Below are 24,085 nucleotides of genomic sequence, written 5' to 3' on the forward strand. Positions count from 1 at the left end.
CGCGTTTCACGTGAAACACCACCCGGTCATTGAGCGAGGAGCCCAGCACCGAGACGAAATGAGCCTGCGCCCTCGAGGGATACTCGTTTCGACTCGCTTCGCTCGCTCAACGTCCGAGTCCTCTCACCCGGTCATTGAGCGCGGAGCGCAGCGACGAGACGAAATGCCCGCCGCCCGTTGCGATGCGTTTCGACTCGCTCCGCTCGCTCAACGACCGAGTCCCCTCCCCTGTCAAACCTCTCCGCAGACGCCCGGCGATGGCTGCCGTTTCACGTCAAACACCACCCGGTCATTGAGCGACAAGCGAAGCGACGAGACGAAATGAACGCCACCGCAGGGTGTGCGTTTCGACTCGCTCCGCTCGCTCAACGACCGCGGCGTCACTTCCGGCCACACTGCGGAACTCAGTACCGGCACCCGTTTCACGTGAAACACCACCACCGGTCATTGAGCGAGGAGCGAAGCACCGAGTCGAAATCTGCGCCCCCAGTAGTCGCGCACGTTTCGACTCGCTTCGCTCACTCAACGACCGGAGGCGCCACCGCGGCGGAGAGCACGTTCGCGTGCACTCCAGCCCTTGATCGCGTCGTAGCCTCCCTCCATGAACGCCAGACGCTTCGCGTGACTCCACCCCTGCATTCGCTTCTCGAGAGCAAACGCCTCATCAATGCGATCGAACTCGGCCCACCAAACCAGCGTCACCGGTAGCCGGCAGGACGTGTAGTCACTCCCCAACCCCTGCGCGTGGGTCTGCACTCGGGTATCAAGGTCTTTGGTGCTGCCTACGTAGAACGTGCCGTCCGAGCAGCGGAGAACATAGGTGTATCCGATCATTTTCGGACACTATGCGCACCGGGGAGTACGGCGATGTCGAGATCACGGGAGCTGTGGATGTTTCACGTGAAACGTGGAGTTGGGGAGAGCGAGGATTTCGGGGGCGCTAGTGGTGTTCGCGTTTCGTCTCGCTCCGCTCGCTCAACGACCGAGGAGAGATCCGCTCACGTACTTGCGTTTCGTCTCGCTCCGCTCGCTCAACGACCGGGGGTCGCGCGGACGCGAGCGCGGAACACACGCGTCGGCTCGGCGAGCACTCCCTCGCCGAGCACGTCCACTGTGGCGTCCGACACCTTGAACTTCTTGAACACCTTCTGAGCGGCATCGATCTCGGCCGGCACGTTGTGCCCCTTCAGCAAGATCAACTCACCGCCGTCCTTCACCAACGGAGCAGTAATCGGGATCAACGTACGAAGTGCACTCACCGCACGTGCCGTGACGGAATCGAACTCCAGTCCGACATCCTCGCCACGAGCGCGCATCACACGTACGTTATCCAGTCCCAGAGCATCGACCTGCTCCGTCAGCCACGCCACCCGACGCTCCATCGGCTCGATCAGCGTGAAATGGACATCCGGACGAGCAATCGCGAGCACAAGACCCGGCAACCCCGCACCGGAACCGACATCAGCAACCGAGCCATTGAACAACGGCGCAGCGATCGCAGAGTTCAGAACATGACGCGTCCAGATGCGCGGCAGCTCGAGCGGGCCAATCAGGCCGCGCGTCTCCCCCTCAGCGACCAACGCATCGGTGAAACGACGCGCAAGATCAATGCGTGCGCCGAAGAGCTCCGCGGCGACGGAGGGTTCAGGTTCAGGGGTGTGGGACATTTCGTCTCGCTTCGCTCGCTCAATGACCGGGAGTTGGGGCGGTGCTGGGGGTTCCGGTCATTTCGTCTCGCTTCGCTCGCTCAATGACCGGAAAAGGGGACCGTTCAATGACCGGGGACCGGGGCGGCTATGCGCATCACCGTTTCACGTGAAACATCACCGACGGGTGATGACCGTGTGGCGGTCTGCTCCCTCGCCGTAGGACTCCGACACCAACCCACGCTCCGAGACGATATCGTGCACGACCTTGCGCTCGTAGCTCGACATCGACGGCAGCGATGCCTGGCTGGCACCGCCATCAAGCTTCACAACCGCAGCGTCAACCAAGGCCTCGAGCTGCCGGCGACGCGTGTCGCGCGAACCACCGATGTCGAGGATCATCCTCGAGAACGAGCCCGTCTTGTTCTGCACGGCGAGGCGAGTGAGCTCCTGCAGAGCCTGCACGGTGTCGGGGGCCGACAGTACCGAAAGCCCCTCGCTCTCGGCCTCAACCGAGACATATGCCCGCCCCTGCCGCACATCGAGGTTCAGATCACCGTCGATGTCGGCGATATCGAGCAGCTCCTCGAGAAAGTCGGCTGCGACATCCCCTTCACGCTCGAGATCCTCCACCGAGGGAACCGACGAGGTCTTCACGTCTTCAACGGTCATCAGTTCGAGCCCTTCTTCTTGGCACGCTTCTTGCTCATCGGCTGCTCACGCTTGGGAGCCTCCGCCTTGGCGCGCTCCATCTCTTCGAGCTTGCGCTGCTCCTCTGCCCGCACGACCTCGATCGGAACGATCTTGCCCTCGGCGTTGATGGCCTTGCCCTTGCGCGCAAGGCGCTCTTCACGCGCCTTCGCCGCCTCGGATCCCGGCGTGGGCATCTCGCGGATGACCAGGAACTGCTGACCCATGGTCCACAGGTTCGAGACGAACCAGTACATGACGACACCGAGCGGGAAGAAAACACCCGAGAAGATGAAGCCCAGCGGCAGCACATAGAGCATGATCTTCTGCATCTGGTACGCCTGGCCAGTCTTGGCCTCAGGCGAGAGGTTCTTCGAGATGATCTGCAGCTGGGTGAAGAACTGCGACACGATCATCAGGACGACGAGGATCGCCAGCAGCACGATCGCCGGCGTGTTCCCAGCCGACCAGGCCTCGCCCAGCGTCTCGTGCAGCGACACCGAACCGAACAGCGTCGCATCGAAGAACTGCTTCGTCAGCTCGGGGCTGAGCAGCCCGACACCACCGACCCCGGCCTCCGCGTGCATCTTGACGTCGCGCAGCACGCTGAACAGCGCGAAGAAGATCGGCATCTGCACCAGCAGCGGCAAGCAGCTCGACATTGGCGTCGTGCCGTGCTTCTTGTACAGGGCCATGGTCTCGCGGCTCATCGCCTCGCGAGAGAGCTGATCCTTCTTGCCCTTGTACTTCTCCTGAACCTTTCGCAGGTCAGGAGCGATTTCCATCATCTTCCGCTGGCTCTTGATCTGCTTCACGAACAGCGGGAAGACCGCCGCGCGAACCACAATCACCAGACCGACGATCGACAGCACCCAGGTGATCCCGTCGGCCTCGGGCATGCCGGCGGCCGTCAGCAGCCAGTGCCAGGCGACGAGGATGAGCTCGACGGCCCACTTCAGCGGCCAGAGAATGGCACCGAACAGGTCGAAGCCACCGCCGGAGTCCTCGGCGGCAGGGGTGCTTGCGAGCAGGAGGTCAAGACCCACTGTTCAGTCCTTTCGAGCAGGTACGACGAAACCACGGGCGGTCAAGTCGTATCGGAAGTGAGCGTGCGGGCGGACGTCGTCAACGCCGCCTTTGCTCCAGGGATTGCAACGCAGGATGCGCCATGCCGAGAGCATCGCTCCCCACACGGCGCCGTGCTGCTGCACCGCTCCTACAGCGTACGCGGAACAGGACGGGTAATACCTGCACACGTCGCCATACAGCGGAGAGATGATCGCCCGATACACGACGAGGAACGCAAGCACCGCGTTACGCGGCAGCACCAGCAGACCTCGAAACAGATCGGATGCCCGGAACCGCGCCGTTCCGAAGGCGTAGGAGGGCAGTGCGCTCATAAGCTCACCGCATCGGCGAACCGTTTGTTCAGGCAGCGTGCCACGTCTGCCCGCAGCGAGGAGAATTCGGCGGTCGCAGACGCAGGAAGGGCACGGATGACGACATCCGTGCCCTCAGGAACCATGTCGACGAACTCCGCGCACACGGCTTTGAGCCGTCGACGAACGGTGTTGCGAACCACAGCGGTTCCTACCTGCTTGCTGATGATGAACCCGAACCGAGGGGGCCGCGCGTCGGTGCTCACGAGCACCGAGATGATGAGTCGCGGACCGCCGCATCGTGTGCCCCGGCGAACAGCCTGACGATAGTCAGCGCCGCGGGTCAGACGATTCGGTCGGGCGAGCACTGGGCGTTACGCCGAGAGCTCGGTGCGGCCCTTCGCGCGGCGTGCCGACAGGATGGCGCGGCCGGCGCGGGTACGCATACGGGCGCGGAAGCCGTGCTTCTTGGCGCGACGACGGTTGTTGGGCTGGAAAGTGCGCTTGCTCATGGAATCACTCCGGGACTGGTGTCACCGGTATCAGACATCCGGAGACAGGGGGTACTGCCGTTAGGCATAAGTCAACCGATTAAGGGTACGACTCGCCGACGCACAGAGCAAATCGTGTGCGAAGACCGCCATCGGCACTGAGAGTTACGCACAGCCATTATCCACAACTGTGGAAACGCGTTCCATCTCAGGAAGATCCGCGTATTTCCGCGGACGGCTTGCCGTTCGGGCCTTCGGTGACTACCGTTGCATCCATCGTTATCCACAGGGGGAGATCACGCTTCAAGGCGACCTTTCCACAACCTCGCCCGGAGCACCATGAGCGCAGCAGAACAGCCCGATGTACCGATCTGGTCGACGGTGCTCGAGAAGCTGACCGCCGATGAGCGGGTCAGCCCGCAGTTGCACGGTTTCCTGAGCCTGGTCGTTCCGGCCGGCGTCATGGGCGGCGTTCTCTATCTCGATGTGCCGAACGATCTGACGGCCGCGCAGATCAACAAGCGTCTGCGCGCTCCGCTGATGGAGGCGCTCTCAGCGAGCGGAAACGAGGTCACCTCGTACCGCACGGTCGTGAACCATGAGCTCGCCGACCAGCCCACGGCGCCGATCAGCGTTCCCGACTTCACGACACCGGAGCCGCTTCGCGTCGAGTCGCCGATCGAGCAGCATCCGACCCCGGTGCGGCACGAATCGCGTCTCAACCCGAAGTACACCTTCGACAACTTCGTCATCGGTCAGTCGAACCGTTTCGCGCACGCGGCCGCGGTCGCGGTCGCCGAAGCGCCGGCCAAGGCGTACAACCCGCTGTTCATCTACGGCGACTCCGGCCTGGGCAAGACGCACCTGCTGCACGCGATCGGTGACTACGCGCAGTCGCTGTACGCGGGAGTGAAGGTCAGGTACGTCTCCAGCGAGGAGTTCACGAACGACTTCATCAACTCGATCGCGAACAACCGCGGTGCCGCGTTCCAGAGCAGGTACCGCGAGGTCGACATCCTGCTCATCGACGACATTCAGTTCTTGCAGGGTCGCGCCGAGACGCAGGAAGCGTTCTTCCACACGTTCAACCAGCTGCACGACCACAACAAGCAGGTGGTCATCACCAGCGACGTCGCGCCGAAGCTGCTCACGGGTTTTGAAGACCGCATGCGCAGTCGATTCGAGTGGGGTCTGATCACCGACGTCCAGGCGCCCGACCTCGAGACCCGCATCGCGATTCTTCGCAAGAAGGCGCAGAGCGAGTCGCTGCACATCCCCGACGAGGTGCTGGAGTACATCGCCAACGTCGTCTCGTCGAACATCCGAGAGCTCGAGGGCGCACTCATCCGCGTCTCGGCGTTTGCCAGCCTCAACCGGTCCTCGCTCGATATCGCCTTGGCCCAGACGGTGCTGCGCGACATCGTCGACACGACCGAAGACAACGTGATCTCGCCGACCGACATCATCACGGCGACGGCGGCGTACTTCAAGCTCACGGTCGATGACCTGTACGGCTCGAGCCGCTCGCAGCAGATCGCGACGGCCCGGCAGATCGCGATGTACCTGTGCCGTGAGCGTACGAGCCTGTCGTTGCCGAAGATCGGTCAGCTGTTCGGCAACCGCGATCACACCACCGTCATGTACGCGTGCAAGAAGATCAGCGAGCTCATGAAGGAGCGTCGTTCGATCTACAACCAGGTGACCGACATCACCACCCAGATCAGCCGTCGCTGATCCCGCGAAACGCCTGTCCGGACGCGGTTAACGTGTAGTTATCCGCAGTGGGTGTGGATAACTTGTGCAGAACTCGACGTTCGGATGCCCGTTTCGCAACGCACTGTGGATAACTCGAGCTCGAGGCCTCAGACCGGGTTCCCCCGAATCCCGCGGATTCCTCAGCGTTTCCACAAGTCACACGGCTGTAGTTTCCTACTCTCGAGCGCTATCCACCGAGTTATCCACAGAATCCACAGTTGTTAACACCGTTAAGAGATTTTCAGTGAATTCGGGTGATTCGATCACCGGACGGATGTGGACAGATCCCTCGAGCCGCTCGCAGATCGGTAGCGTCACGCCGACAGCGTGCGGCTAGCATGGGATGGCTTGCGGTGGGCCCACCGCAAGCGCAGATGTGCAACGAGGGAGCGCCCGTGAGGTTTCAGGTCAACCGCGATGTGTTCAGCGAGGCTGTGTCCTTCGTCGTCAAGCTGCTTCCGCAGCGCAATCCGCAGCCGATCCTCGCGGGAGTGCTGATCGAGGCGAACGAGAACGGACTCACGCTCTCGGCCTTCGACTACGAAGCATCCGCGCGCACCACGATCGAGGCGACAGTCGATGAGCCGGGCACGATCCTCGTGCACGGGCGCCTGCTCTCCGACATCGCGAGTCGGCTTCCGAACGCTCCGATCCAGATCGCTGTCGAGGAGGATGGCGGCATCGCCGTCACCTGCGGGTCTGCACGCTTCACCCTGGCGTCCATGCCGGTAGAGGAATATCCCTCGATCCCCGAGGTCGCTGGTGCAACAGGTGTCGTTCCCGCCGAAGAGTTCGGCACCGCGATCGCTCAGGTCGCCTTCGCCGCATCGCGCGACGATGTCACCCCCGTGCTCACCGGTGTGCAGCTCGAGGTCTCCGGACAGACGCTCAGCCTGGTCGCGACGGACCGCTACCGCGTCTCGCTGCGTGACGTGCCGTGGGACGGCGCCGAGGCAGAGCAGACCGCGCTCGTTCCCGCGCGTACCCTGACCGAGGTCGGCAAGACCTTTGCGCACGCCGGCACGATCGAGATCTCGTTCTCGGGCGGTGGCGACCGCGAGATCATCGCGTTCACGGCGGGCAACAAGACCGTCACTTCGTTGCTGATCAAGGGCAACTTCCCGCCGGTCCGGCGACTGTTCCCCGAGCAGACCGACCACTACGCCGTGATCAACACCGCCGACCTCGTCGAGGCCGTCCGCCGTGTTGCCCTCGTGCTCGATCGGTCCGCCCCGCTGCGTTTCACCTTCAGCAGCGACAGCGTGACGATGGATGCCTCGGGCAGCGAGCAGGCACGGGCATCCGAATCGGTGGACGCGCACCTCAACGGCGGCGACGAGGTCACGCTCGGTCTGAACCCGCAGTACCTCCTCGAGGCGCTCGGCGCCGTCAAGAGCGAGTTCACGCGTGTGACGTTCACCTCGAGCGACAACGCCAACAAGCTCAGCCCCGTGCTGGTCACCAGCCAGACCTCGGTCGACCAGGCGGGTCTTGACTCGTTCAAGTACCTGCTGCAGCCGAACCTGCTGCTGCGCTGAGGCCTCGAGCCCGCCCAACGATTCCGCCGGGCCGATGTCGGTCGCCGAAGGTAGGCTGATGCGGTGATTGTGGAGCACCTGAACCTGGTCGATTTCCGCAATTACGCGACCGCCGACCTCACACTGCACCGCGGCCCGAACGTGCTCGTCGGCAGCAACGGGCAAGGCAAGACCAACCTCGCCGAGGCGATCGTCTTTCTCGCGACGCTCGGGTCCCACCGGGTGTCGTCGGATGCGCCGATGGTGCGAGATGACAAGGATTTCGCCGTTGTGCGCGCCCGGCTGGCGCATGGAAAGCGCACCGTTCTTGTCGAAGTGCAGATCAATCGACAGGGATCCAACCGGGCTCGCATCAACGGGTCGCCGTCGAAGACCAATGAGCTGCCGCGCTACGCGCACGTGGTGCTGTTCGCCCCGGAGGATCTGCAGATCGTGCGCGGCGACCCGTCGTCCCGACGACGCTTCGCCGATCAGTTGCTGATCCAGCGCACCCCGCGCATGGCCGGTGTGATCGCCGACTACGACCGGGTGCTGCGCCAGCGAACGGCGTTGCTGAAATCCGCTCGTGCACGCGGTGTGCGTGGCGAAGGGCTGAGCACCCTCGACGTGTGGGACGACAAACTGGTCGCGCTGGGTTCCGAGATCATCCATGCGCGGCTGCGCCTCGCCGCGGATCTGCGCGGTCCATTGACCGAGGCGTATGCGGCCATCGCCGGCGCCGATCACCAGCCCGAGCTCGAGTGGGCGCTGTCGGTGCGCGGCGCGGATCCGGATGCTGACGATTCCGCGGCCGATGCACCGGCATCCGACGAGGGCGACATCCCGACCATGTTCCGCGCCGCGCTGCAGCAGCGCCGCGCGAAAGAGATCGAGCGGGGTCTCACCCTGGTCGGCCCGCACCGCGATGACCTGCTGCTGCGGGTTCGCGATCTGCCGGTGAAGGGGTATGCCTCGCACGGCGAGTCGTGGTCGGTGGCGCTCGCTCTGCGGCTCTCTTCGGCGGAGTTGCTGCGTTCCGAGTCCCCGGCCGGCGATCCGGTGCTCATCCTCGATGATGTCTTCGCCGAGCTCGATGCCGACCGCAGGCGTCGCCTGGCGGCGTTGACCGCCGGATACGAGCAGGTGATCGTCACCGCCGCGGTCGAAGCCGACATCCCCGAGGCGTTGCACCGTCACGTGGTGCGGATCAGCGCCGGCACGATCACCGATGAGAGGGACACAGACGAGAGGGAGGATGCCGATGACTGATCCGCAACCCCCGGAGACGGTCGCCACCTATCTGCGCCTGCGTGGACTCAAGCCGAGTTCGACGAACTGGAAGCGCAAGAAGCGTCTCGTCGTCGATGATGACAACGCCCCGTTCACGAAGGGGCGGGATCCGGGAACGCTCGGCGACGTTCTCGCCAAGCTCACGCGCGATTCGGGCTGGGAGAAGACGCTCGCCGCCGAGGATCTCGTACGCCAGTGGGCCGAATTGGCCGGGGCAGACACCGCCAAGCACTCCGAACCGGTGTCGCTCGAGCGCGGGGTACTCACAGTGAAGTGCGATTCGACGGCGTGGGCGAAGAACCTGCAGTTCATGCGCGCGGTCATCATGACCGAGATCACGAATCGGTATCCGGATGCCGGTGTGCAGAACCTGCGGTTCATCGGACCGGACGTTCCGTCATGGAAGTGGGGACCGCGGGTGGTGCCCGGACGCGGCCCACGGGACACCTACGGGTAGGGCATCACGCGCGCACCCTCAAGCGCTCAGAACGCCCCACACGGCCTTAGAGCCGCATCTCGATGCTCGAAACCCGCTAGAATGGCAGCGACCTTTCGAAGTGTGGAGATCTACCTCTGATGACGTCTGAAACACCTGCCGACGACAACGAGCGCTCGACGAACCCCGAGACCGCGAACGGGCAGGCGCCCAGCGATTACGGCGCGGATTCGATCCAGATCCTCGAGGGGCTGGAGGCCGTCCGCAAGCGTCCCGGTATGTACATCGGTTCGACGGGTCCTCGAGGCCTGCACCACCTGGTGTATGAGATCGTCGACAACTCGGTCGATGAGGCGCTGGCGGGCTACGCCGATCGCATCCGTGTCACCCTGCTCGCCGACGGTGGCGTGCGTGTGGTCGACAACGGTCGCGGTATTCCCGTCGATCCGCACTCCTCTGACCCCACGAAGTCGACCGTCGAGGTCGTGCTCACGATCCTGCACGCCGGCGGCAAGTTCGGTGGCGGCGCCTACGCCGTGTCGGGTGGTCTGCACGGTGTCGGGTCATCGGTCGTGAACGCGCTCTCGACCCGTTTCGAGGTCGAGGTCAAGCAGAAGGGCTACGTCTGGCGGCACAGCTTCGCCGATGGTGGCACCCCGCAGCAGTCGCTCGAGCAGGGCGAGGCGACCGACGAGACCGGAACCACGATCACGTTCTGGCCGGATGCTGAGATCTTCACCGAGACGGTCGAGTTCGACTACGACACGCTGCGCACGCGATTCCAGCAGATGGCGTTCCTCAACAAGGGGCTGCGCATCTCGCTCAGCGACGAGCGTCCGGCATCCGCCTACGAGGTCGAAGAAGAGGGCGCGCTCATCAGCAAGCAGCCGTCCGATGACTTCCTCTACGAGCGCGGTCTGGTCGACTACGTCGAGTACCTGAACAAGGTGCGCAAGGCCGAGCCGGTCAGCGAAGAGATCATCGACTTCGAGGCCGAGGACACCGAGCGCAAGATCTCGCTCGAGGTCGCCATGCAGTGGACGACCTCGTACAACGAGAACGTCTTCACGTACGCCAATACGATCAACACGCACGAGGGTGGAACCCACGAAGAGGGATTCCGCGCTGCGCTCACGAGCCTGGTCAACCGCTACGCGCGGGCGAACAACCTGCTCAAAGAGAAGGACGACAACCTCTCGGGTGATGACGTGCGCGAGGGACTGACGGCGGTCATCTCGATCAAGCTCGGCGAGCCGCAGTTCGAGGGGCAGACCAAGACCAAGCTCGGCAACACCGAGGCGAAGACGTTCGTGCAGAAGATCGTCAACGAACAGCTCGGCGACTGGCTCGACCGCAACCCGGCGCAGGCCAAGAACGTCATCCGCAAGGCGATCGATGCGGCCACCGCCCGCATCGCGGCACGCAAGGCGCGCGAGACCGCACGACGCAAGAGCGTGTTCGAGTCGGCCGCGATGCCCGACAAGCTCAAGGACTGCACCAGCAAGGACCCGTCGATCAGCGAGATCTTCCTCGTCGAGGGTGACTCGGCAGGCGGTTCGGCCGTGCAGGGTCGCGACCCGCACACGCAGGCGATTCTGGCGCTGCGCGGCAAGATCCTGAACGTCGAGCGCGCGCGACTCGACAAGGCGCTGGCCAATAAAGAAGTCCAGGCGATGATCCAGGCCTTCGGCACGGGCATCGGTGAGGACTTCGACATCGAGAAGGCCCGGTACCACAAGATCGTCCTGATGGCGGATGCTGACGTGGACGGCCAGCACATCACGACGCTGCTGCTGACGATGCTGTTCCGCTACATGCGCGGGCTCATCGAGGCGGGCTTCGTGTATCTCGCGATGCCGCCGCTGTACCGCCTGAAGTGGACCAACTCGCCCCACGAGTACGTGTACTCGGATGAGGAGCGCGATGCGCTGATGGCCTACGGGCAGGAGAACGGCAAGCGCCTGCCGAAGGATGCCGGCATCCAGCGCTACAAGGGTCTCGGCGAGATGAACGCCAAGGAACTCTGGGAGACCACGATGGACCACACCACGCGCACGCTGCGTCAGGTGTCCATCGACGACGCGGCCACGGCCGATGAGATCTTCAGCGTGCTGATGGGTGAGGACGTCGAGTCTCGACGCACTTTCATCCAGCGCAACGCCAAGGATGTCCGCTTCCTCGACATCTGAGCGCGTCGCCTCGTACGTGAACGACCGGAACTGAAAGACACTCATGACTGACGAAGAACGCCCCGAGCCGGCCCACGAGCACGGCCGCATCAACCAGGTCGACCTGCAGGCCGAGATGCAGCGCAGCTATCTCGACTACGCCATGGCTGTCATCGTCGGTCGTGCGCTGCCCGACGTGCGCGACGGACTCAAGCCCGTGCACCGCCGCGTGATCTACGGCATGTACGACGGCGGATTCCGCCCCGACAAGTCGTTCTCGAAGTGCGCGCGTGTGGTCGGCGAAGTGATGGGTCAGTATCACCCGCACGGTGACTCGGCGATCTACGACACCCTCGTGCGTCTGGTGCAGCCGTGGTCGCTGCGCTACCCGCTGGCGCTCGGCCAGGGAAACTTCGGCTCCCCCGGCAACATGGGCGCTGCCGCGCCCCGGTACACCGAGACCAAGATGGCTCCGCTCGCGCTCGAGATGGTGCGAGACATCGAAGAGGAGACCGTCGACTTCTCGCCGAACTACGACGGGCAGACGCAGGAGCCCGACGTACTGCCGGCGCGGTTCCCGAACCTGCTGGTCAACGGCTCGATCGGTATCGCGGTCGGCATGGCGACGAACATCCCGCCGCACAACCTGCGTGAGGTCTCGGCCGCGGCGCTGTGGGCACTCGACAACGCCGGAATCAGCCGCGAGGAGTTGCTCGAGGGCCTGATCCAGCGCATTCCCGGCCCGGACTTCCCGACCGGCGCGCAGATCCTCGGCACCAAGGGCATCCACGAGGCATACCGCACCGGACGCGGGTCGATCACGATGCGCGCCGTCGTCGAGATCGAAGAGATCCAGGGGCGCACGTGCCTGGTCATCACCGAGCTGCCCTACCAGGTCAACCCCGACAACCTCGCGGTGAAGATCGGTGAGCTGGCTCGCGACGGCAAGATCACCGGCATCGCCGACATCCGTGACGAGTCCTCGGACCGCACCGGACAGCGCCTGGTCGTCGTGCTCAAGCGCGACGCGGTCGCGAAGGTCGTGCTGAACAACCTGTACAAGCACACCCAGCTGCAGGACAACTTCGGTGCCAACATGCTGGCGATCGTCGACGGCGTCCCGCGCACGCTGGCCCTCGACGGCTTCATCACGCACTGGCTCGACCACCAGCTCGACGTGATCGTGCGCCGCACGATGTACCGCCTGCGCAAGGCAGAAGAGCGCATGCACATCCTGCAGGCATTCCTGAAGGCGCTCGACGCGCTCGACGAGGTCATCGCGCTCATCCGTCGCTCGCCCACGGTCGCCGAGGCGAACGAGGGGCTGCGCGAGCTGCTGACCATCGACGAGAAGCAGGCGGATGCCATTCTGCTGATGCAGCTGCGTCGTCTCGCGGCGATGGAGCGCCAGAAGATCATCGACGAGGCCACCGAGCTCGAGGCGAAGATCGTCGACTACAAGGACATCATCGCCACCGAGGCCCGCCAGCGCGACATCGTGCGCACCGAGCTCACCGAGATCGTCGACCGTTTCGGCGACGAGCGCCGCACGCACATCCTGCACGGCTTCGACGGCGACATGTCGATGGAAGACCTCATCCCCGTGGAAGAGATGGTCGTCACCGTCACCCGCGAGGGCTACATCAAGCGCACGCGCAGCGACAACTACCGGTCGCAGCACCGCGGTGGCAAGGGCGTGAAGGGTGCGCAGCTGCGCGCCGACGACCTGGTCGAGCACTTCTTCGTCACCACCACGCACCACTGGCTGCTGTTCTTCACCGACAAGGGCCGCGTGTACCGCACGAAGACCTACGAGGTGCCCGAGGCCGGCCGCGACGCGAAGGGCCAGCACGTGGCGAACCTGCTCGCGCTGCAGCCGGACGAGAAGATCGCCCAGGTGCTCGCCGTGCGCGACTACGAGGCCAAGGAATACCTGGTGCTCGCCACCCACGACGGTCTGGTGAAGAAGACGCGCCTCAGCGACTACGACACCAACCGCCAGGGCGGCGTCATCGCCATTCGCCTGCGCGAGAACGACGAGCTGGTCAGCGCCAAGCTGGTCGACGCCGACGAGGACATCCTGCTGATCAGCGCCAAGGGCATGTCGGTGCGGTTCCACGCCACCGACGATGCGCTGCGCCCGATGGGCCGCGCGACCGAGGGTGTGCGGGGTATGAAGTTCAAGGACGACCAGGATCACCTGCTGTCAGCATCCATCGTCGACGAGGACTCGTACGTGTTCACCGTCACCGACGGTGGCTACGCCAAGCGCACCTCGGTGTCGGAGTACAAGGTGCAGAAGCGCGGCGGAACCGGCATCAAGGTCGCCAAGCTGAGCGACGAGCGGGGCGAACTCGCGGGTGGTCTGATCGTCTCTGAGGACGACGAGGTCTTGGTGGTTCTGTCCAGCGGCAAGGTGGTACGCTCTGCCGTGGCCGAGGTGCCCGCCAAGGGTCGCGACACCATGGGAGTGGTGTTCGCCCGCATGACGAACGGGGATCGCATCCTCGCCGTCGCCCGCAACAGCGAGCGGGTGGTCGCCGAAGACGACAACGAGGGCGAGGCACCCGAAGCCCCGAGCCCCGAGACCCCCGAAGCCTGATCTGAAGAGAGCAACGACACATGAGCACAGTCGCGGACAAGCTGGCGAAGAAGTCCACCCGCAAGACCGCCGGCAAGCAGGTTCGCCTGCGCCTGGTCTACGTGGACTTCTGGTCTGCCGTGAAGCTGTCGTTCCTCGGGGCGGTCGCCCTGGCGATCGTGACCATGGTGTCGTTCTTCTTGATCTTCATGGTGCTGCAGGCGACGAATGTCATCGCGCAGGCGGGTGAGATCCTCACGACACTCACCGACGGCAGCGTCGACCTCGAGAGCCTGCTGGGTCTGCCGCAGGTGATGGCCTTCGGCGCGGTCGTGTCGATCCTGAACCTGATCGTGTTCACGGTGCTGGGCGCCGTGATCGCCGGTATCTACAATCTCGCGGTCAAGGTGACCGGCGGTTTGCTCGTCGGCTTCATGTCGAACTGACGCAGCGGGGTTGAACCCCGCCGCGTGAGTAAACCCGCCGAGCCGGCGATTTCGGGGGTCAGACGACTCCGGTCGTACCCAGCAGGGTACCGATGACCCAGGTGACCAGCAGCGCCAATGCGCCTCCGACCACCAGGCGCACGGTTGCTCGCACAGGTGAGGCGCCACCCACCTTCGCCGAGATCACCCCGGTGAACGCGAGGGCGAGCAGCACCGCGACGAAGGTCACGGGCACGCGCAGTTCGGGCGGCGGAAGCAGGATCGCCAGCAGCGGCAGCAGCGCGCCGATGGTGAACGAGATGGCTGACGAGATCGCCGCGTGCCACGGGTTCACCAGATCATGCTGATCGATACCCAGTTCGATGTCGAGGTGCGCCGCGAGAGCATCGTGCTCGGTGAGCTCGGTGGCCACCTGACGGGCCGTACTTTCGCTGAGACCGCGCTGGCGGTACAGCTCGGTGAGCTCATCGAGCTCCTGCTCGGGCATCGTGCGCAGCTCTTCGCGCTCCTTGGCGATCAGTGCACGCTCGCTGTCGCGCTGGCTGCTGACCGACACGTACTCGCCGAGGGCCATCGAGATGGCTCCACCGACCAGGCCGGCGATTCCCGCGATCAACAGCGGCGCCGAGTCCGTCGACGCGCCGGCGACACCGACCACGAGGGATGCCACCGAGACGATGCCGTCGTTCGCGCCGAGCACTCCGGCGCGCAACCAGTTCAGTTTCTGACCGAGACCTGCTCCGTGCGGCTCGGCGGGATGCGTAGCGCTCATGCCCCCATGATGGCCGAGTTCGGCCCCGATCACAGCCCGAAGGGTAGGGAAAACCCGAATGGGGCTCTCGGGCTGGCCCCGTGTCGGGAAATGACGAACGACCGTAGCGTTGTTGACATGACCACGAATCCGTCTCCCCCGCCGCCACCGGTGCCGCCGGTTCCCCCGGCACCCGCACCGCCCGTGGCCGATGCCCAGGCCAAGGACGGCAACACGCCACCGTTGCGCATTCTGCTCACCATCCTTGAGCTGGCCGCTCTCGGTGCCATCGGCACCGGGGTCATCAGTGTGCTGGCGGGCGCTCTCGGCGTCGGTGTCGGGCTGTTGTTCGCCTTCGGTATCGGAGCGATCGTTCTCGTGGGTGTGGTGTACGGCCTGTTCGGCGTCGCCTGGTTCGAAGTGCGTCGCGTGAGCACGCTGTACGACATCGACCTGCCTGATCTGAGATGGCGCGCGTTCGCCAAGCCCGGTTTCAGCGGCTGGCTCGGATCTCTCGCACGGCAGTCGATCAGCGGCCCGATGTGGCGCGCGGTCGCGAACTTCACACTCGCCTGCATCGCCGGTTCGCTGGTGATCCGCCTGTTCGGGGGCATGATCTGGTCAGCGTTCTTCGCGTTGTCGCCCCTGACCGGACAGGACACCACCCCGGGGCCGTTCGGCGCAGTGATCCACTCCGCGTGGGCGCCGTTCGTCGGCATCCTCGGTGTGCTCGCGGCGGGCGCCGCGATCGTCGGCCTCGCGTTGCTGCATCGCGTCATCAGCCGTGCTCTGGTGGTTCCCAACCGTGAGGCCGAGCTGACCGCGCAGGTGCGCACGTCCAGCGCGCAGCGCGCGGGCGCTGTGCGCGCCGCCGAGGTGGAACGCACCCGCATCGAACGTGACCTGCATGATGGCGTCCAGCCCCGGCTCGTATCGGTGGGCATGACCCTCGGCCTGGCGCAGCAGAAGATCGACAATGATCCCGCCGCGGCCAAGGAGCTGATCGGCGAGGCACACACCTCGACGAAGGCGGCGATCACTGAACTGCGGCAGCTGGCCCGTGGCATCCACACCTCAGTGCTGGACGATCGCGGACTCGACGCGGCGCTGTCGGCGCTGGCGGGGCGCTCACACATCCCCGTGCATCTCGACGTGCGTATCGAGCCGGGTGCGGTGGGCGGATGCCGGGACGCCGAGGCGGCCGTGTACTTCGCGATCGCCGAGTCGTTGACCAACGCCGCCAAGCATTCGCGCGCCAGCGAGTGCCGTGTCGTGGTGCGTAGTCGAGACAACGGTCTGTGGGCCCGTGTCGAGGACAACGGACTGGGTGGTGCCCAGGTGCAGCCCGGTGGTGGCCTCGACGGCATCACCAACCGGGTGCTGGCGGCCGGCGGAACGTTCCGCCTGGAGAGCCCCGCGGGCGGTCCGACGAGCTTGGAGGTGACGGTGCCATGCGCATCCTGATCTGCGAGGACTCCGTGCTGTTGCGTGAGGGGCTGGTGCGTCTGCTCGAAGACGCCGGTCACGAGGTGGTCGCGGCTCTGCCCGATACGGACGGACTGCTGGATGCCGTTGTCGAGACCGCACCCGATCTGTGCATTCTCGATGTGCGCCTGCCGCCGTCGTTCACCGACGAGGGCATCCGTGCGGCTCTGGCGCTGCGCGCCGGGCATCCGACACTCCCCCTGCTCGTGCTCTCGCAGTATGTTGAGGAGCGGTACGCGAGCGAGCTGATCGCCGCGCAGGGTGGCGCGCTCGGGTACCTGCTCAAGGATCGTGTCGCCGACGTCGGTGACTTCGTGGGATCGGTGGAGCGGATCGCGGCGGGCGCGACCGAGCTGGATCCCGAGGTGGTCGCGCAGCTGCTGACGCGTCGCAATCGCGACGAGCGGATGCTGCGGCTCACCGAACGGGAGCGCACGGTGCTTGCGCTCATCGCCGAGGGCAAGTCGAACGGCGCGATCGCCGGATTGCTGTTCCTCAGTGAGGCGAGCGTCGAGAAGCACATCACGTCGATCTTCCAGAAGCTCGGGCTCGACCCGGCGGACGGCAACCGTCGGGTGCTGGCGGCGCTCGCGCACATCGACAACACGAACAATGGCAAAGAACAGGGAGGCCAGTGATGGCGAGCAAAGCGGTGACGATCGTGCTGGCCGTGGTCGGTGGAGTGGTGCTGATCAGCGGCGGGACCATGGCTGCGGTCGCAGCAGTGGGTGCCATGGCACCGGTGTCGGAGGTCAGGGACGTCGACATCAGCGGAGTACAGGGACTGGATGCCACGGTCGATGCGGCTGGCCTGACCATCGAGTTCTACGACGGCGACGACGCACGTTTGCGTGCGGATGAGGGATCCACGGATGGGTGGACGCTGCGCACGCGCGGCGAAGAGCTCGTGGTGCGCACCCCACAACCGTCGTGGCTCGGGTGGCTCTCGCCGGACTGGCTGCGCGGAGACTGGTTTGATGGTGGTGACCAGGTGACCCTGCTGTTGCCGGAGACGCTGAAGGGCATCGACGCCGATCTCACACTCAACGCCGGTGCGCTGTTCGCCAATGGGGACTTCGATGAGATCGAGGCGCAGGTCAATGCGGGACGTATGGAACTGCTCGGTTCAGCCGAATCGTTGGACCTCTCGCTGAACGCCGGTGCCGGTAGTGTCGAGCTCGAGGGCGTCGATGAGGCGGGCTTCGACGTGGCTGCAGGGCGGATCGATGCCGAGTTGACCGGAACCGCACCTTCCGAGGTGACGATCGATGTGTCGGCGGGCGATGTGACGCTGACGCTTCCGCGCGGCGACTACGACGTCCGCCAGGACGTGTCGGCGGGAGACCTGAGCAGTGAACTGCGTCAGGACCCGGACAGCACGAACCGGGTGCGGGTCTCGATTTCGGCGGGTTCGGTGAACCTCCACGAGGGGTGATCAGTGACGGGCGCGCCGCGGGTTTCGACTCGCGGCGCGCCCGGGATTCATCCTCTCGGCGTCCGATTGGATTTCTCCCGTGTTCTTCGGGTAAAGTCTTCAAGGTTGACGGGGCTATAGCTCAGGCGGTTAGAGCGCTTCACTGATAATGAAGAGGTCCCAGGTTCAAGTCCTGGTAGCCCCACTCCGTTCGCGGAATCCCCGCGGTGACCGTGCCGCACGGGGCCTTAGCTCAGTTGGTAGAGCGCTGCCTTTGCAAGGCAGATGTCAGGAGTTCGAATCTCCTAGGCTCCACAGTAGAAACCCCCGTGCTTCGCACGGGGGTTTCTTCGTTTACGACGCCCGTCCCACACCCGAGGCAGACGGTCGAAGAACCCGGCGCCGAGTATCTCGCCGCTAACTGATCGCCTGATATCCACGGGCGTACGGCGCCCGGAATCCCCGCGGAATCAATAGAGTGGAAGTCCTCGCGGATGGAGACGGAAATGACTGAGAAGATCGTCGTCGGAGTCACTGGGGCCTCAGGCAGCCGCCGTGCTGTCGATTGGGCCGCGGCACGTGCGGTGGCACGCAAGCAGCAGCTCGAACTGATCAACGTCGTCGGTGGTGCCGTCGGCATGATCGGTGAAGGAGCCGTGCTGCAGGCCGCCAGAGAAGCCGCGGACGAACTGCTCCGCGAAGAGGCCGAGCGGATCGCATCCGATGGTCTCACCGTCACCACGCGCATCGAGACCGGCGACCCGGTTCACACGCTCATCGACGCGTCCAAGGACGCCGCCCTGCTCGTGATCGGCAGCGACTACCAGGGGCCGGGACAGGGACCTGCCCGTGGTTCGCACGGCATCCGCATCGCGGCCGCGTCGTCGAGCCCGGTCGTCGTCGTCCCCGACTTCGACATCACCGGGGAGCGCTCCGGTGTCGTCGTCGCGGTCGACGGCTCCCCCGTCTCGGAATCGGCCATCGCCTTCGCCGCCGCCGAGGCCGACCGACTCGGCGAGCCGCTCACCGCGCTGATCGTCTGGACGCCCATCGCGGTACCCCGCAACGCGCTGATGGTGATGCCGCAGGCCTACCGTGAGGGCATGGAGCAGAGCGCCCGTGAGGCGCTGTCGCTCTCGTTGGCCGGCCTGCGTTCGCAGTACCCGGGTCTCGAGATCGAAGAGGCCGTCGCTGAGGGCTTCCCGTCGGTGATCATCAACGAGCTCGCCGAGAGCGCGCACCTCACGGTCGTCGGCAGCCGCGGTCACGGTGCCGTGCGTCGCTTCCTGTTGGGCTCGATCAGCCACGAGGTGCTGCAGCGACTCGCGACGGTGACCGCCGTCGTGCACTGAGCGCTGATCGACAGGTGATCGATCCGCGCACTACTGTGAACAGATGGATCTGCGGGTAGCGGCGTACGGGGTCGTCACGGACGATGCCGGTCGCATCCTGCTGGCGCGGTGGGTCGAGGGCCGTCGCGTCGCATGGACGATGCCCGGCGGAGGCCTCGAGGCGGGCGAGGATCCCGAACTCGCCGTGCGCCGGGAACTGCGCGAGGAGACCGGTTTCGACATCGAGCCGACCGAACTGCTCGGCATCCACTCCCGGGTGATTCCCGCGTCACGGCGCGTGCGCCGAGACGACATGGACACGCCGCTGCACACCCTGCGCATCGTCTACCGCGCCAGGATCATCGGAGGCACCCTGCGCTTCGAGAAGAACGGCTCGACCGATATGGCGGCCTGGTTCACTCTCGACGAGGTCGCCGAACTGCAGCGCGTCCGGCTCGTCGACACGGCGCTGCGGATGGCGCAGATCCTCTGAAGCGACTCCCGCGCCCGCCGTGCCGCAAGATGGTGGGATGCACTCGTCGTTGCTCGCCGTATCCGCCGTCCGCAACATCCGCCCGTGGGGCGGTGACCGAAGCGACATCCTCATCGAGAACGGCCTGATCACCGCCGTCGTTCCCGCCGAAGACCGCGCGCCCGCGCACGGAGAGATCGACGGCCGAGGCATGCTCGCCCTGCCCGGGCTCGTGAACGCGCACGCCCACGTCGACAAGTCGTGGTGGGGCCACCCGTGGCAGTCCTACGGTGGAGAGCCGGGCACCGACGGACGGATCCGCCATGAGCGCGCCCGCCGCGACGAGTTGGGCATTCCCAGCGTCGAGACCACCGCCCAGGTGCTCGAACAGTTCGCGCGGCACGGCACCACCGCCATGCGCACGCACGTCGACGTCGACACGGGCATCGGTCTGCGCGGCATCGACGCCGTGCGCGAGGCCGTAGCGGCGTACCAGGGGGCGTTGGCGTGCGAGATCGTCGCGTTTCCGCAGGACGGAGTGCTGCGCAGGCCGGGAGTGCTCGAGCTGCTCGCCGACGCCGCGCGCGCCGGCGTGGAGCACATCGGTGGTCTTGATCCGGCGGGCATCGACCGTGACCCGGTGGGGCAGATCGATGCGATCTTCGCGCTGGCGGATGAGCACGGGTGTGGCCTGGACATCCACCTGCACGACGGTGGATCGCTCGGGGCGTTCCAGTTCGACCTGATTCTGGATCGGACGCAGCGCCTCGGTCTGCAGGGCAGGGTCAATATCGCGCACGGCTTCGCCATCGTCGAGGTGGATGCTGTGCGCCGCCGCGATCTGCTGCACACGATGGCCGAGCTCGACGTGACGATGACGACCGTCGCACCGGTGCGGATGCCGCAGCTGAGCGTGCACGAGTTCGATGACGCCGGCGTGCGCTACGGACTCGGCACCGACGGCATCCGCGATCTGTGGAGTCCCTACGGAACGGGGGACGTGATGGGCATTGCGTGGCAGCACGCGCGCGGCGGAGGAATCGTGCGTGACGAGGACCTGCGGCGCGTGGTCGAACGGGCGACGTCGGCCGCCGCTCCGTTCGCGGGCGTGGAGCGCGCTGATCTCACGCCGGGATCGCGCGCGGATGTGGTTCTGGTCGACGCCGAGAATCCGATGGATGCCCTGGTGCGCGTCGTTCCGCGCGAGATCGTCATCGGCGCCGGGCGTGTACTGCACGGCTGACGACCGAGATCACTCCGGGACGGAGATGTCGGCGATCGTCGCGTCGTAGGCGCGCACGAGGGCATCCGCGTCGACGAACAGGCTGAAGCCATGACTTCCGGCACCCATCGCGACCCGTCGGCCGAGCACCGTCTCATCGACGTATACGGGCCAGTCGACCGTGCTGCCGATCGGGACGATCGTGCCGCGTTCATAGCCGGTCGCGGCCAGTGCGAGGTCGGGTTCCGGCAACCGAAGCCGGTTGACGCCGACGACGGCGCGCAGCTTCGGCCACGAGATCGACCTGCCGCCGGGCACCAACGCGAACAAGTACGTGTCGTCCGACTTCTTGACCACCAGGGTCTTCACGATGTCGGACGGCGTGAGTCCGAGCAGTTCAGCGGCCTCGTGCAGACTGCGCGCGTCAGGCCGCTCGCGGATCTCGATCTCGAGACCGCGAGCGGTCGCAGCGTCGCGCACCCTGCGGTGCGGATCGGATGTCACACGTTGGGCGGCGACAGCGGGTCGTCAGCGACCCACAGCTCATCATCGGCACGCAGCGCCTGCCATGCGGCGACGACAACGCCCACGGCGGCAGCGGCACCGAGCACGATGGCGATGACCGAGCCGAGGCCCAGGCCCTTCTTCTCGGGCACGGCCACGGGGACGGGCCGACCGGTCAGCACGTGCCGCTTCTGATTCGCGACATCCCATGCCGAAAGGGCGGTGCCGACGACGCCGCCGACGATCGGGACGACCCGCTCATCGACGACCTTCTTGCCGCGGTTCACCGTCGGAGCGACGTGGCGCTCGTAGGAGTCGTGCATCGCGGGCACGACCTGCTCACGGTTGAAGTTGCCGAGCTGGCGTCCGGCCTCGCGTGCGATGTCTGCGGCATCGGCCACGAGAACCTGCTGCGATTCCCAGAGTCGGCCGGCGTTCTTCTGAAGCTGGCGCAGTTCTTTCTTGCGCTTACGGCTGAGGTTCACGTTGCTCTCCCGTCGGTCGGAGTCCGTTCAGCACTCATCTAACCAGAACAGACTGAACGACAGCACAGTCTTGTGGATGTGCTGTAGGCGTACACGATACGCGGCTTGTTCCAGAGTCGCTCTGAGACAATGGAGCCATGGCTCACGCTTCTCACGTCGCAACCCTGCACACCAACCACGGTGACATCGTCATCAACCTGTTCGGCGACCACGCGCCCAACACGGTCGCGAACTTCGTCGGCCTCGCCGATGGGTCGAAGGACTGGACCGACCCCGCCACGGGCAAGCCCGGTGAAGGCCCCCTGTACAAGGACGTCATCTTCCACCGCATCATCCCGAACTTCATGATTCAGGGCGGTGACCCGCTCGGCCAGGGCATCGGCGGCCCCGGCTACAACTTCAACGACGAGATCCACCCCGAGCTGAACTTCAACGCTCCGTACATCCTCGCCATGGCCAACGCCGGCCTGCGTCGCAACGCGATCACCGGTCAGGCCGAGGGCACCAACGGCTCGCAGTTCTTCATCACCACCGACCCGACGCCGTGGCTGATGGGCAAGCACACCATCTTCGGCGAGGTCGCCGATGACGCCTCGAAGGCCGTCGTCGACGCGATCTCGGCCGTTCCCACCGGTGCCGGCGACCGCCCGGTCGAGCCGGTCGTGCTGCAGTCGATCGACATCGTCGCGGCCTGACGAGAGCACGAGCCGATCCGGATGACCTCGCCAGACCTCACGCAGAACCGCGAGAACTTCTGCTACCGGCATCCGGATCGGCAGAGCTTCGTGCTCTGTCAGCGATGCATGCGCACGATCTGCCCCGAGTGCCAGACCCAGGCACCGGTCGGTGTGATCTGTCCGGAATGCATGAAGGCCGAGCGCAAGGCGCGCGCGCCCGCCCAGCGTCGGGCGCAGCGCCGCTGGGGCGGATCGATCGCCGCTGACGGGCGTCCGCTCGTCACCTACGCGATCATCGCCGTCACCGCGGCGGTCAGCCTGCTGCAGATGGTTCCGGTCATCGGCGGCTACATCCAACGCGCGCTCATCTTCGCGCCGGCCTTTCTCTACCCCGACCTGTCGGGTGCCCCGTTCGAGCCGTGGCGCATGCTCACCGCGATGCTGCTGCACGGCGGCTTCATCCACCTCGGCCTGAACATGCTCGCGCTGTGGATGCTGGGGCGGTCGCTCGAACCGATGCTGGGGCGCTGGCGCTTCTTGAGCCTGTACCTCATCAGCGGGTTCGGTGGCTCTGTCGCCGTCGCATGCCTGGCACCCAACACGCTCACCGTCGGTGCATCGGGTGGCGTCTTCGGTTTGATGGCCGCGCTGTTGATCATCGGCCGCCACATCGGCGCCAACGTCACGGGCATCCTCGTCGTCCTCGGCATCAACTTCGCGTTCGGACTGTTCGTCGGCGGCATCTCGTGGCAGGCACACCTGGGTGGTGCCCTCGTCGGTGCCGCCGTGGCCTACATCTTCACGCGCACGCGGCAGCGGCAGCAGCGCACCGCACAGATCTGGCTGCTGGTGGCGCTGGTCGTCGTGCTGATCGGGATCACCGCGTTCGTGCCGCCGGCATTGATCGCCGCGGGCATCTTCGGCTGAGTCCTGCGCGGCATCCGCAGGTTTTACACGGAGTTATCCACAGGACTCTCCACAGATGGGGAGAATTACACCGGTGTTATTCACAGTTCTCCCCCGTTGTTAACAACTTTCTGGGGATAGCACGAGGCCCCCTCACGTTCGTGAGGGGGCCTCGTGTCAAGAAGCGGATGCTGGTCAGCGCCAGCGTGTGGTCATCAGGAAGCCGATCAGCGCGATACCCAGGCCGATGCCGAGGTTCCAGGCGTCGAGGCCGGGGATCGGAAAGCGCGAACCTGAGATGTAGTACACCAGGATCCAGATGAGCCCGAGCAGCATGAAGCCGACCATGACGGGCTTGAACCAGACAGCGTTGGGGGCCTCATCGGTGCCCTCGGGGCGGTCGACGGGCTCTTCGGGTACGCGGGATCGTGCCATGCGA

General features: G+C 65.5%; 26 protein-coding genes and 2 tRNA genes. 17 read left to right on the forward strand and 11 right to left on the reverse strand.

Annotated features, from left to right (window positions below; all coding sequences use genetic code 11):
• Nucleotides 1–522: 522 nt before the first annotated feature.
• From ACLD0U_RS08915 to rpmH, 7 genes are all read right to left on the reverse strand, one after another.
• A complete protein-coding gene (locus ACLD0U_RS08915) occupies nucleotides 523–834 on the reverse strand; it encodes a GIY-YIG nuclease family protein (RefSeq protein WP_410340409.1) in 312 nt (103 codons plus the stop codon).
• Nucleotides 835–1,031: 197 nt separating this feature from the next.
• Nucleotides 1,032–1,667 (reverse strand): 16S rRNA (guanine(527)-N(7))-methyltransferase RsmG, encoded by a 636-nt coding sequence (gene rsmG / locus ACLD0U_RS08920; protein WP_410340410.1) that lies wholly within the window; start codon nucleotides 1,665–1,667, stop codon nucleotides 1,032–1,034.
• A gap of 156 nt (nucleotides 1,668–1,823) precedes the next feature.
• A complete protein-coding gene (locus tag ACLD0U_RS08925) occupies nucleotides 1,824–2,318 on the reverse strand; it encodes a protein jag (RefSeq protein WP_179409579.1) in 495 nt (164 codons plus the stop codon).
• Nucleotides 2,318–3,382, reverse strand: a complete 1,065-nt coding sequence (gene yidC / locus ACLD0U_RS08930) for a membrane protein insertase YidC (RefSeq protein ID WP_410340411.1) — start codon at nucleotides 3,380–3,382, stop codon at nucleotides 2,318–2,320. Before yidC ends, ACLD0U_RS08925 begins: the two co-directional genes overlap by 1 nt.
• Before the next feature lie 3 nt (nucleotides 3,383–3,385).
• Nucleotides 3,386–3,736, reverse strand: coding sequence for a membrane protein insertion efficiency factor YidD (yidD, locus tag ACLD0U_RS08935; RefSeq protein ID WP_179409577.1), 351 nt, complete (start codon nucleotides 3,734–3,736; stop codon nucleotides 3,386–3,388).
• Entirely contained in the window at nucleotides 3,733–4,083 is a 351-nt protein-coding gene (gene rnpA, locus ACLD0U_RS08940) for a ribonuclease P protein component (protein WP_410340412.1), read from the reverse strand. The genes yidD and rnpA overlap by 4 nt, the downstream gene beginning before the upstream one ends.
• A gap of 6 nt (nucleotides 4,084–4,089) precedes the next feature.
• The gene (rpmH, locus tag ACLD0U_RS08945; RefSeq protein WP_022879826.1) at nucleotides 4,090–4,227 is read right to left on the reverse strand and encodes a 50S ribosomal protein L34; all 138 of its coding nucleotides are present in this window, start codon (nucleotides 4,225–4,227) and stop codon (nucleotides 4,090–4,092) included.
• 318 nt (nucleotides 4,228–4,545) lie between these two features.
• Here rpmH and dnaA point away from each other — a divergent pair, with 318 nt between their 5' ends.
• The 7 genes from dnaA to ACLD0U_RS08980 all read left to right on the forward strand — a co-directional run bounded on the left by dnaA (nucleotide 4,546) and on the right by ACLD0U_RS08980 (nucleotide 14,399).
• Nucleotides 4,546–5,940 (forward strand): chromosomal replication initiator protein DnaA, encoded by a 1,395-nt coding sequence (gene dnaA / locus ACLD0U_RS08950; protein ID WP_179409575.1) that lies wholly within the window; start codon nucleotides 4,546–4,548, stop codon nucleotides 5,938–5,940.
• A gap of 416 nt (nucleotides 5,941–6,356) precedes the next feature.
• Nucleotides 6,357–7,499 carry a DNA polymerase III subunit beta gene (gene dnaN, locus ACLD0U_RS08955; protein ID WP_179409574.1) on the forward strand — a complete coding sequence of 381 codons (1,143 nt, stop codon included), beginning with the start codon at nucleotides 6,357–6,359 and terminating at the stop codon, nucleotides 7,497–7,499.
• Between the two features lie 63 nt (nucleotides 7,500–7,562).
• A complete protein-coding gene (recF, locus tag ACLD0U_RS08960) occupies nucleotides 7,563–8,747 on the forward strand; it encodes a DNA replication/repair protein RecF (protein WP_410340413.1) in 1,185 nt (394 codons plus the stop codon).
• Complete coding sequence (locus ACLD0U_RS08965) at nucleotides 8,734–9,225, forward strand: DUF721 domain-containing protein (RefSeq protein WP_179409572.1); 492 nt, start codon at nucleotides 8,734–8,736, stop codon at nucleotides 9,223–9,225. The genes recF and ACLD0U_RS08965 overlap by 14 nt, the downstream gene beginning before the upstream one ends.
• Nucleotides 9,226–9,344: 119 nt before the next feature.
• Complete coding sequence (gene gyrB, locus ACLD0U_RS08970; protein ID WP_206550878.1) at nucleotides 9,345–11,393, forward strand: DNA topoisomerase (ATP-hydrolyzing) subunit B; 2,049 nt, start codon at nucleotides 9,345–9,347, stop codon at nucleotides 11,391–11,393.
• A 43-nt stretch (nucleotides 11,394–11,436) separates the two neighbouring features.
• Nucleotides 11,437–13,974 (forward strand): DNA gyrase subunit A, encoded by a 2,538-nt coding sequence (gene gyrA / locus ACLD0U_RS08975; RefSeq protein WP_410340414.1) that lies wholly within the window; start codon nucleotides 11,437–11,439, stop codon nucleotides 13,972–13,974.
• A 20-nt stretch (nucleotides 13,975–13,994) separates the two neighbouring features.
• Nucleotides 13,995–14,399: a DUF3566 domain-containing protein gene (locus tag ACLD0U_RS08980; protein WP_179409569.1), complete on the forward strand. Its 405-nt coding sequence runs from the start codon at nucleotides 13,995–13,997 to the stop codon at nucleotides 14,397–14,399.
• Between the two features lie 58 nt (nucleotides 14,400–14,457).
• On the opposite strand, the gene ACLD0U_RS08985 is transcribed toward ACLD0U_RS08980, so the two are convergent.
• A complete protein-coding gene (locus ACLD0U_RS08985; protein ID WP_206550876.1) occupies nucleotides 14,458–15,171 on the reverse strand; it encodes a VIT family protein in 714 nt (237 codons plus the stop codon).
• 117 nt (nucleotides 15,172–15,288) lie between these two features.
• On the opposite strand from ACLD0U_RS08985, the gene ACLD0U_RS08990 reads away from it, so the two are divergent.
• The 8 genes from ACLD0U_RS08990 (at nucleotide 15,289) to ACLD0U_RS09025 (ending at nucleotide 21,095) form a co-directional block, all read left to right on the forward strand.
• Entirely contained in the window at nucleotides 15,289–16,614 is a 1,326-nt protein-coding gene (locus ACLD0U_RS08990) for a sensor histidine kinase (protein WP_179409567.1), read from the forward strand.
• Nucleotides 16,602–17,273, forward strand: a complete 672-nt coding sequence (locus ACLD0U_RS08995) for a response regulator (protein ID WP_410340415.1) — start codon at nucleotides 16,602–16,604, stop codon at nucleotides 17,271–17,273. The genes ACLD0U_RS08990 and ACLD0U_RS08995 overlap by 13 nt, the downstream gene beginning before the upstream one ends.
• The gene (locus ACLD0U_RS09000) at nucleotides 17,273–18,070 is read left to right on the forward strand and encodes a DUF4097 family beta strand repeat-containing protein (RefSeq protein WP_206821392.1); all 798 of its coding nucleotides are present in this window, start codon (nucleotides 17,273–17,275) and stop codon (nucleotides 18,068–18,070) included. Before ACLD0U_RS08995 ends, ACLD0U_RS09000 begins: the two co-directional genes overlap by 1 nt.
• Before the next feature lie 110 nt (nucleotides 18,071–18,180).
• A tRNA-Ile gene (locus ACLD0U_RS09005) sits at nucleotides 18,181–18,254 on the forward strand.
• A gap of 37 nt (nucleotides 18,255–18,291) precedes the next feature.
• Nucleotides 18,292–18,364 (forward strand) — tRNA-Ala (locus ACLD0U_RS09010).
• A 191-nt stretch (nucleotides 18,365–18,555) separates the two neighbouring features.
• Complete coding sequence (locus ACLD0U_RS09015; RefSeq protein ID WP_224818446.1) at nucleotides 18,556–19,401, forward strand: universal stress protein; 846 nt, start codon at nucleotides 18,556–18,558, stop codon at nucleotides 19,399–19,401.
• Between the two features lie 43 nt (nucleotides 19,402–19,444).
• Nucleotides 19,445–19,873, forward strand: coding sequence for an NUDIX hydrolase (locus tag ACLD0U_RS09020; protein WP_224818447.1), 429 nt, complete (start codon nucleotides 19,445–19,447; stop codon nucleotides 19,871–19,873).
• Nucleotides 19,874–19,910: 37 nt separating this feature from the next.
• Nucleotides 19,911–21,095, forward strand: coding sequence for an amidohydrolase family protein (locus tag ACLD0U_RS09025; RefSeq protein ID WP_224818448.1), 1,185 nt, complete (start codon nucleotides 19,911–19,913; stop codon nucleotides 21,093–21,095).
• A gap of 9 nt (nucleotides 21,096–21,104) precedes the next feature.
• Here the strand turns inward: ACLD0U_RS09025 and ACLD0U_RS09030 are convergent, their stop codons facing one another.
• Both ACLD0U_RS09030 and ACLD0U_RS09035 read right to left on the reverse strand, forming a co-directional pair.
• Entirely contained in the window at nucleotides 21,105–21,554 is a 450-nt protein-coding gene (locus ACLD0U_RS09030) for an aminoacyl-tRNA deacylase (protein ID WP_224818449.1), read from the reverse strand.
• A gap of 20 nt (nucleotides 21,555–21,574) precedes the next feature.
• Nucleotides 21,575–22,063 carry a DNA helicase gene (locus ACLD0U_RS09035; RefSeq protein ID WP_179409548.1) on the reverse strand — a complete coding sequence of 163 codons (489 nt, stop codon included), beginning with the start codon at nucleotides 22,061–22,063 and terminating at the stop codon, nucleotides 21,575–21,577.
• A 137-nt stretch (nucleotides 22,064–22,200) separates the two neighbouring features.
• On the opposite strand from ACLD0U_RS09035, the gene ACLD0U_RS09040 reads away from it, so the two are divergent.
• Together ACLD0U_RS09040 and ACLD0U_RS09045 are read left to right on the forward strand one after the other, a co-directional pair.
• On the forward strand, nucleotides 22,201–22,758 hold the full coding sequence (locus tag ACLD0U_RS09040; RefSeq protein ID WP_179409547.1) for a peptidylprolyl isomerase: 558 nt from the start codon (nucleotides 22,201–22,203) through the stop codon (nucleotides 22,756–22,758).
• Nucleotides 22,759–22,779: 21 nt separating this feature from the next.
• Nucleotides 22,780–23,667 carry a rhomboid family intramembrane serine protease gene (locus ACLD0U_RS09045; RefSeq protein WP_410340416.1) on the forward strand — a complete coding sequence of 296 codons (888 nt, stop codon included), beginning with the start codon at nucleotides 22,780–22,782 and terminating at the stop codon, nucleotides 23,665–23,667.
• A gap of 174 nt (nucleotides 23,668–23,841) precedes the next feature.
• Here ACLD0U_RS09045 and ACLD0U_RS09050 read toward each other — a convergent pair whose 3' ends face one another.
• Nucleotides 23,842–24,081 (reverse strand): cell division protein CrgA, encoded by a 240-nt coding sequence (locus ACLD0U_RS09050; RefSeq protein WP_179409545.1) that lies wholly within the window; start codon nucleotides 24,079–24,081, stop codon nucleotides 23,842–23,844.
• Between the last annotated feature and the right edge of the window lie 4 nt (nucleotides 24,082–24,085).

Origin of the sequence: Microbacterium sp. 2216-1, from assembly GCF_046507855.1 — a bacterium.
GTDB classification, from domain to species: Bacteria; Actinomycetota; Actinomycetes; order Actinomycetales; family Microbacteriaceae; genus Microbacterium; species Microbacterium esteraromaticum_C.

Excerpts from the sequence above, each read along its gene's own strand:
- ACLD0U_RS08915 (WP_410340409.1), bottom strand. The coding sequence starts at position 834 with ATGATCGGATACACCTATGTTCTCCGCTGCTCGGACGGCACGTTCTAC.
- rsmG (WP_410340410.1), bottom strand. The coding sequence starts at position 1,667 with ATGTCCCACACCCCTGAACCTGAACCCTCCGTCGCCGCGGAGCTCTTC.
- ACLD0U_RS08925 (WP_179409579.1), bottom strand. The coding sequence starts at position 2,318 with ATGACCGTTGAAGACGTGAAGACCTCGTCGGTTCCCTCGGTGGAGGAT.
- yidD (WP_179409577.1), bottom strand. The coding sequence starts at position 3,736 with ATGAGCGCACTGCCCTCCTACGCCTTCGGAACGGCGCGGTTCCGGGCA.
- rpmH (WP_022879826.1), bottom strand. The coding sequence starts at position 4,227 with ATGAGCAAGCGCACTTTCCAGCCCAACAACCGTCGTCGCGCCAAGAAG.
- dnaA (WP_179409575.1), top strand. The coding sequence starts at position 4,546 with ATGAGCGCAGCAGAACAGCCCGATGTACCGATCTGGTCGACGGTGCTC.
- ACLD0U_RS08965 (WP_179409572.1), top strand. The coding sequence starts at position 8,734 with ATGCCGATGACTGATCCGCAACCCCCGGAGACGGTCGCCACCTATCTG.
- gyrB (WP_206550878.1), top strand. The coding sequence starts at position 9,345 with ATGACGTCTGAAACACCTGCCGACGACAACGAGCGCTCGACGAACCCC.
- gyrA (WP_410340414.1), top strand. The coding sequence starts at position 11,437 with ATGACTGACGAAGAACGCCCCGAGCCGGCCCACGAGCACGGCCGCATC.
- ACLD0U_RS08980 (WP_179409569.1), top strand. The coding sequence starts at position 13,995 with ATGAGCACAGTCGCGGACAAGCTGGCGAAGAAGTCCACCCGCAAGACC.
- ACLD0U_RS08985 (WP_206550876.1), bottom strand. The coding sequence starts at position 15,171 with ATGAGCGCTACGCATCCCGCCGAGCCGCACGGAGCAGGTCTCGGTCAG.
- ACLD0U_RS08990 (WP_179409567.1), top strand. The coding sequence starts at position 15,289 with ATGACCACGAATCCGTCTCCCCCGCCGCCACCGGTGCCGCCGGTTCCC.
- ACLD0U_RS08995 (WP_410340415.1), top strand. The coding sequence starts at position 16,602 with ATGCGCATCCTGATCTGCGAGGACTCCGTGCTGTTGCGTGAGGGGCTG.
- ACLD0U_RS09000 (WP_206821392.1), top strand. The coding sequence starts at position 17,273 with ATGGCGAGCAAAGCGGTGACGATCGTGCTGGCCGTGGTCGGTGGAGTG.
- ACLD0U_RS09015 (WP_224818446.1), top strand. The coding sequence starts at position 18,556 with ATGACTGAGAAGATCGTCGTCGGAGTCACTGGGGCCTCAGGCAGCCGC.
- ACLD0U_RS09020 (WP_224818447.1), top strand. The coding sequence starts at position 19,445 with ATGGATCTGCGGGTAGCGGCGTACGGGGTCGTCACGGACGATGCCGGT.
- ACLD0U_RS09025 (WP_224818448.1), top strand. The coding sequence starts at position 19,911 with ATGCACTCGTCGTTGCTCGCCGTATCCGCCGTCCGCAACATCCGCCCG.
- ACLD0U_RS09040 (WP_179409547.1), top strand. The coding sequence starts at position 22,201 with ATGGCTCACGCTTCTCACGTCGCAACCCTGCACACCAACCACGGTGAC.
- ACLD0U_RS09045 (WP_410340416.1), top strand. The coding sequence starts at position 22,780 with ATGACCTCGCCAGACCTCACGCAGAACCGCGAGAACTTCTGCTACCGG.
- ACLD0U_RS09050 (WP_179409545.1), bottom strand. The coding sequence starts at position 24,081 with ATGGCACGATCCCGCGTACCCGAAGAGCCCGTCGACCGCCCCGAGGGC.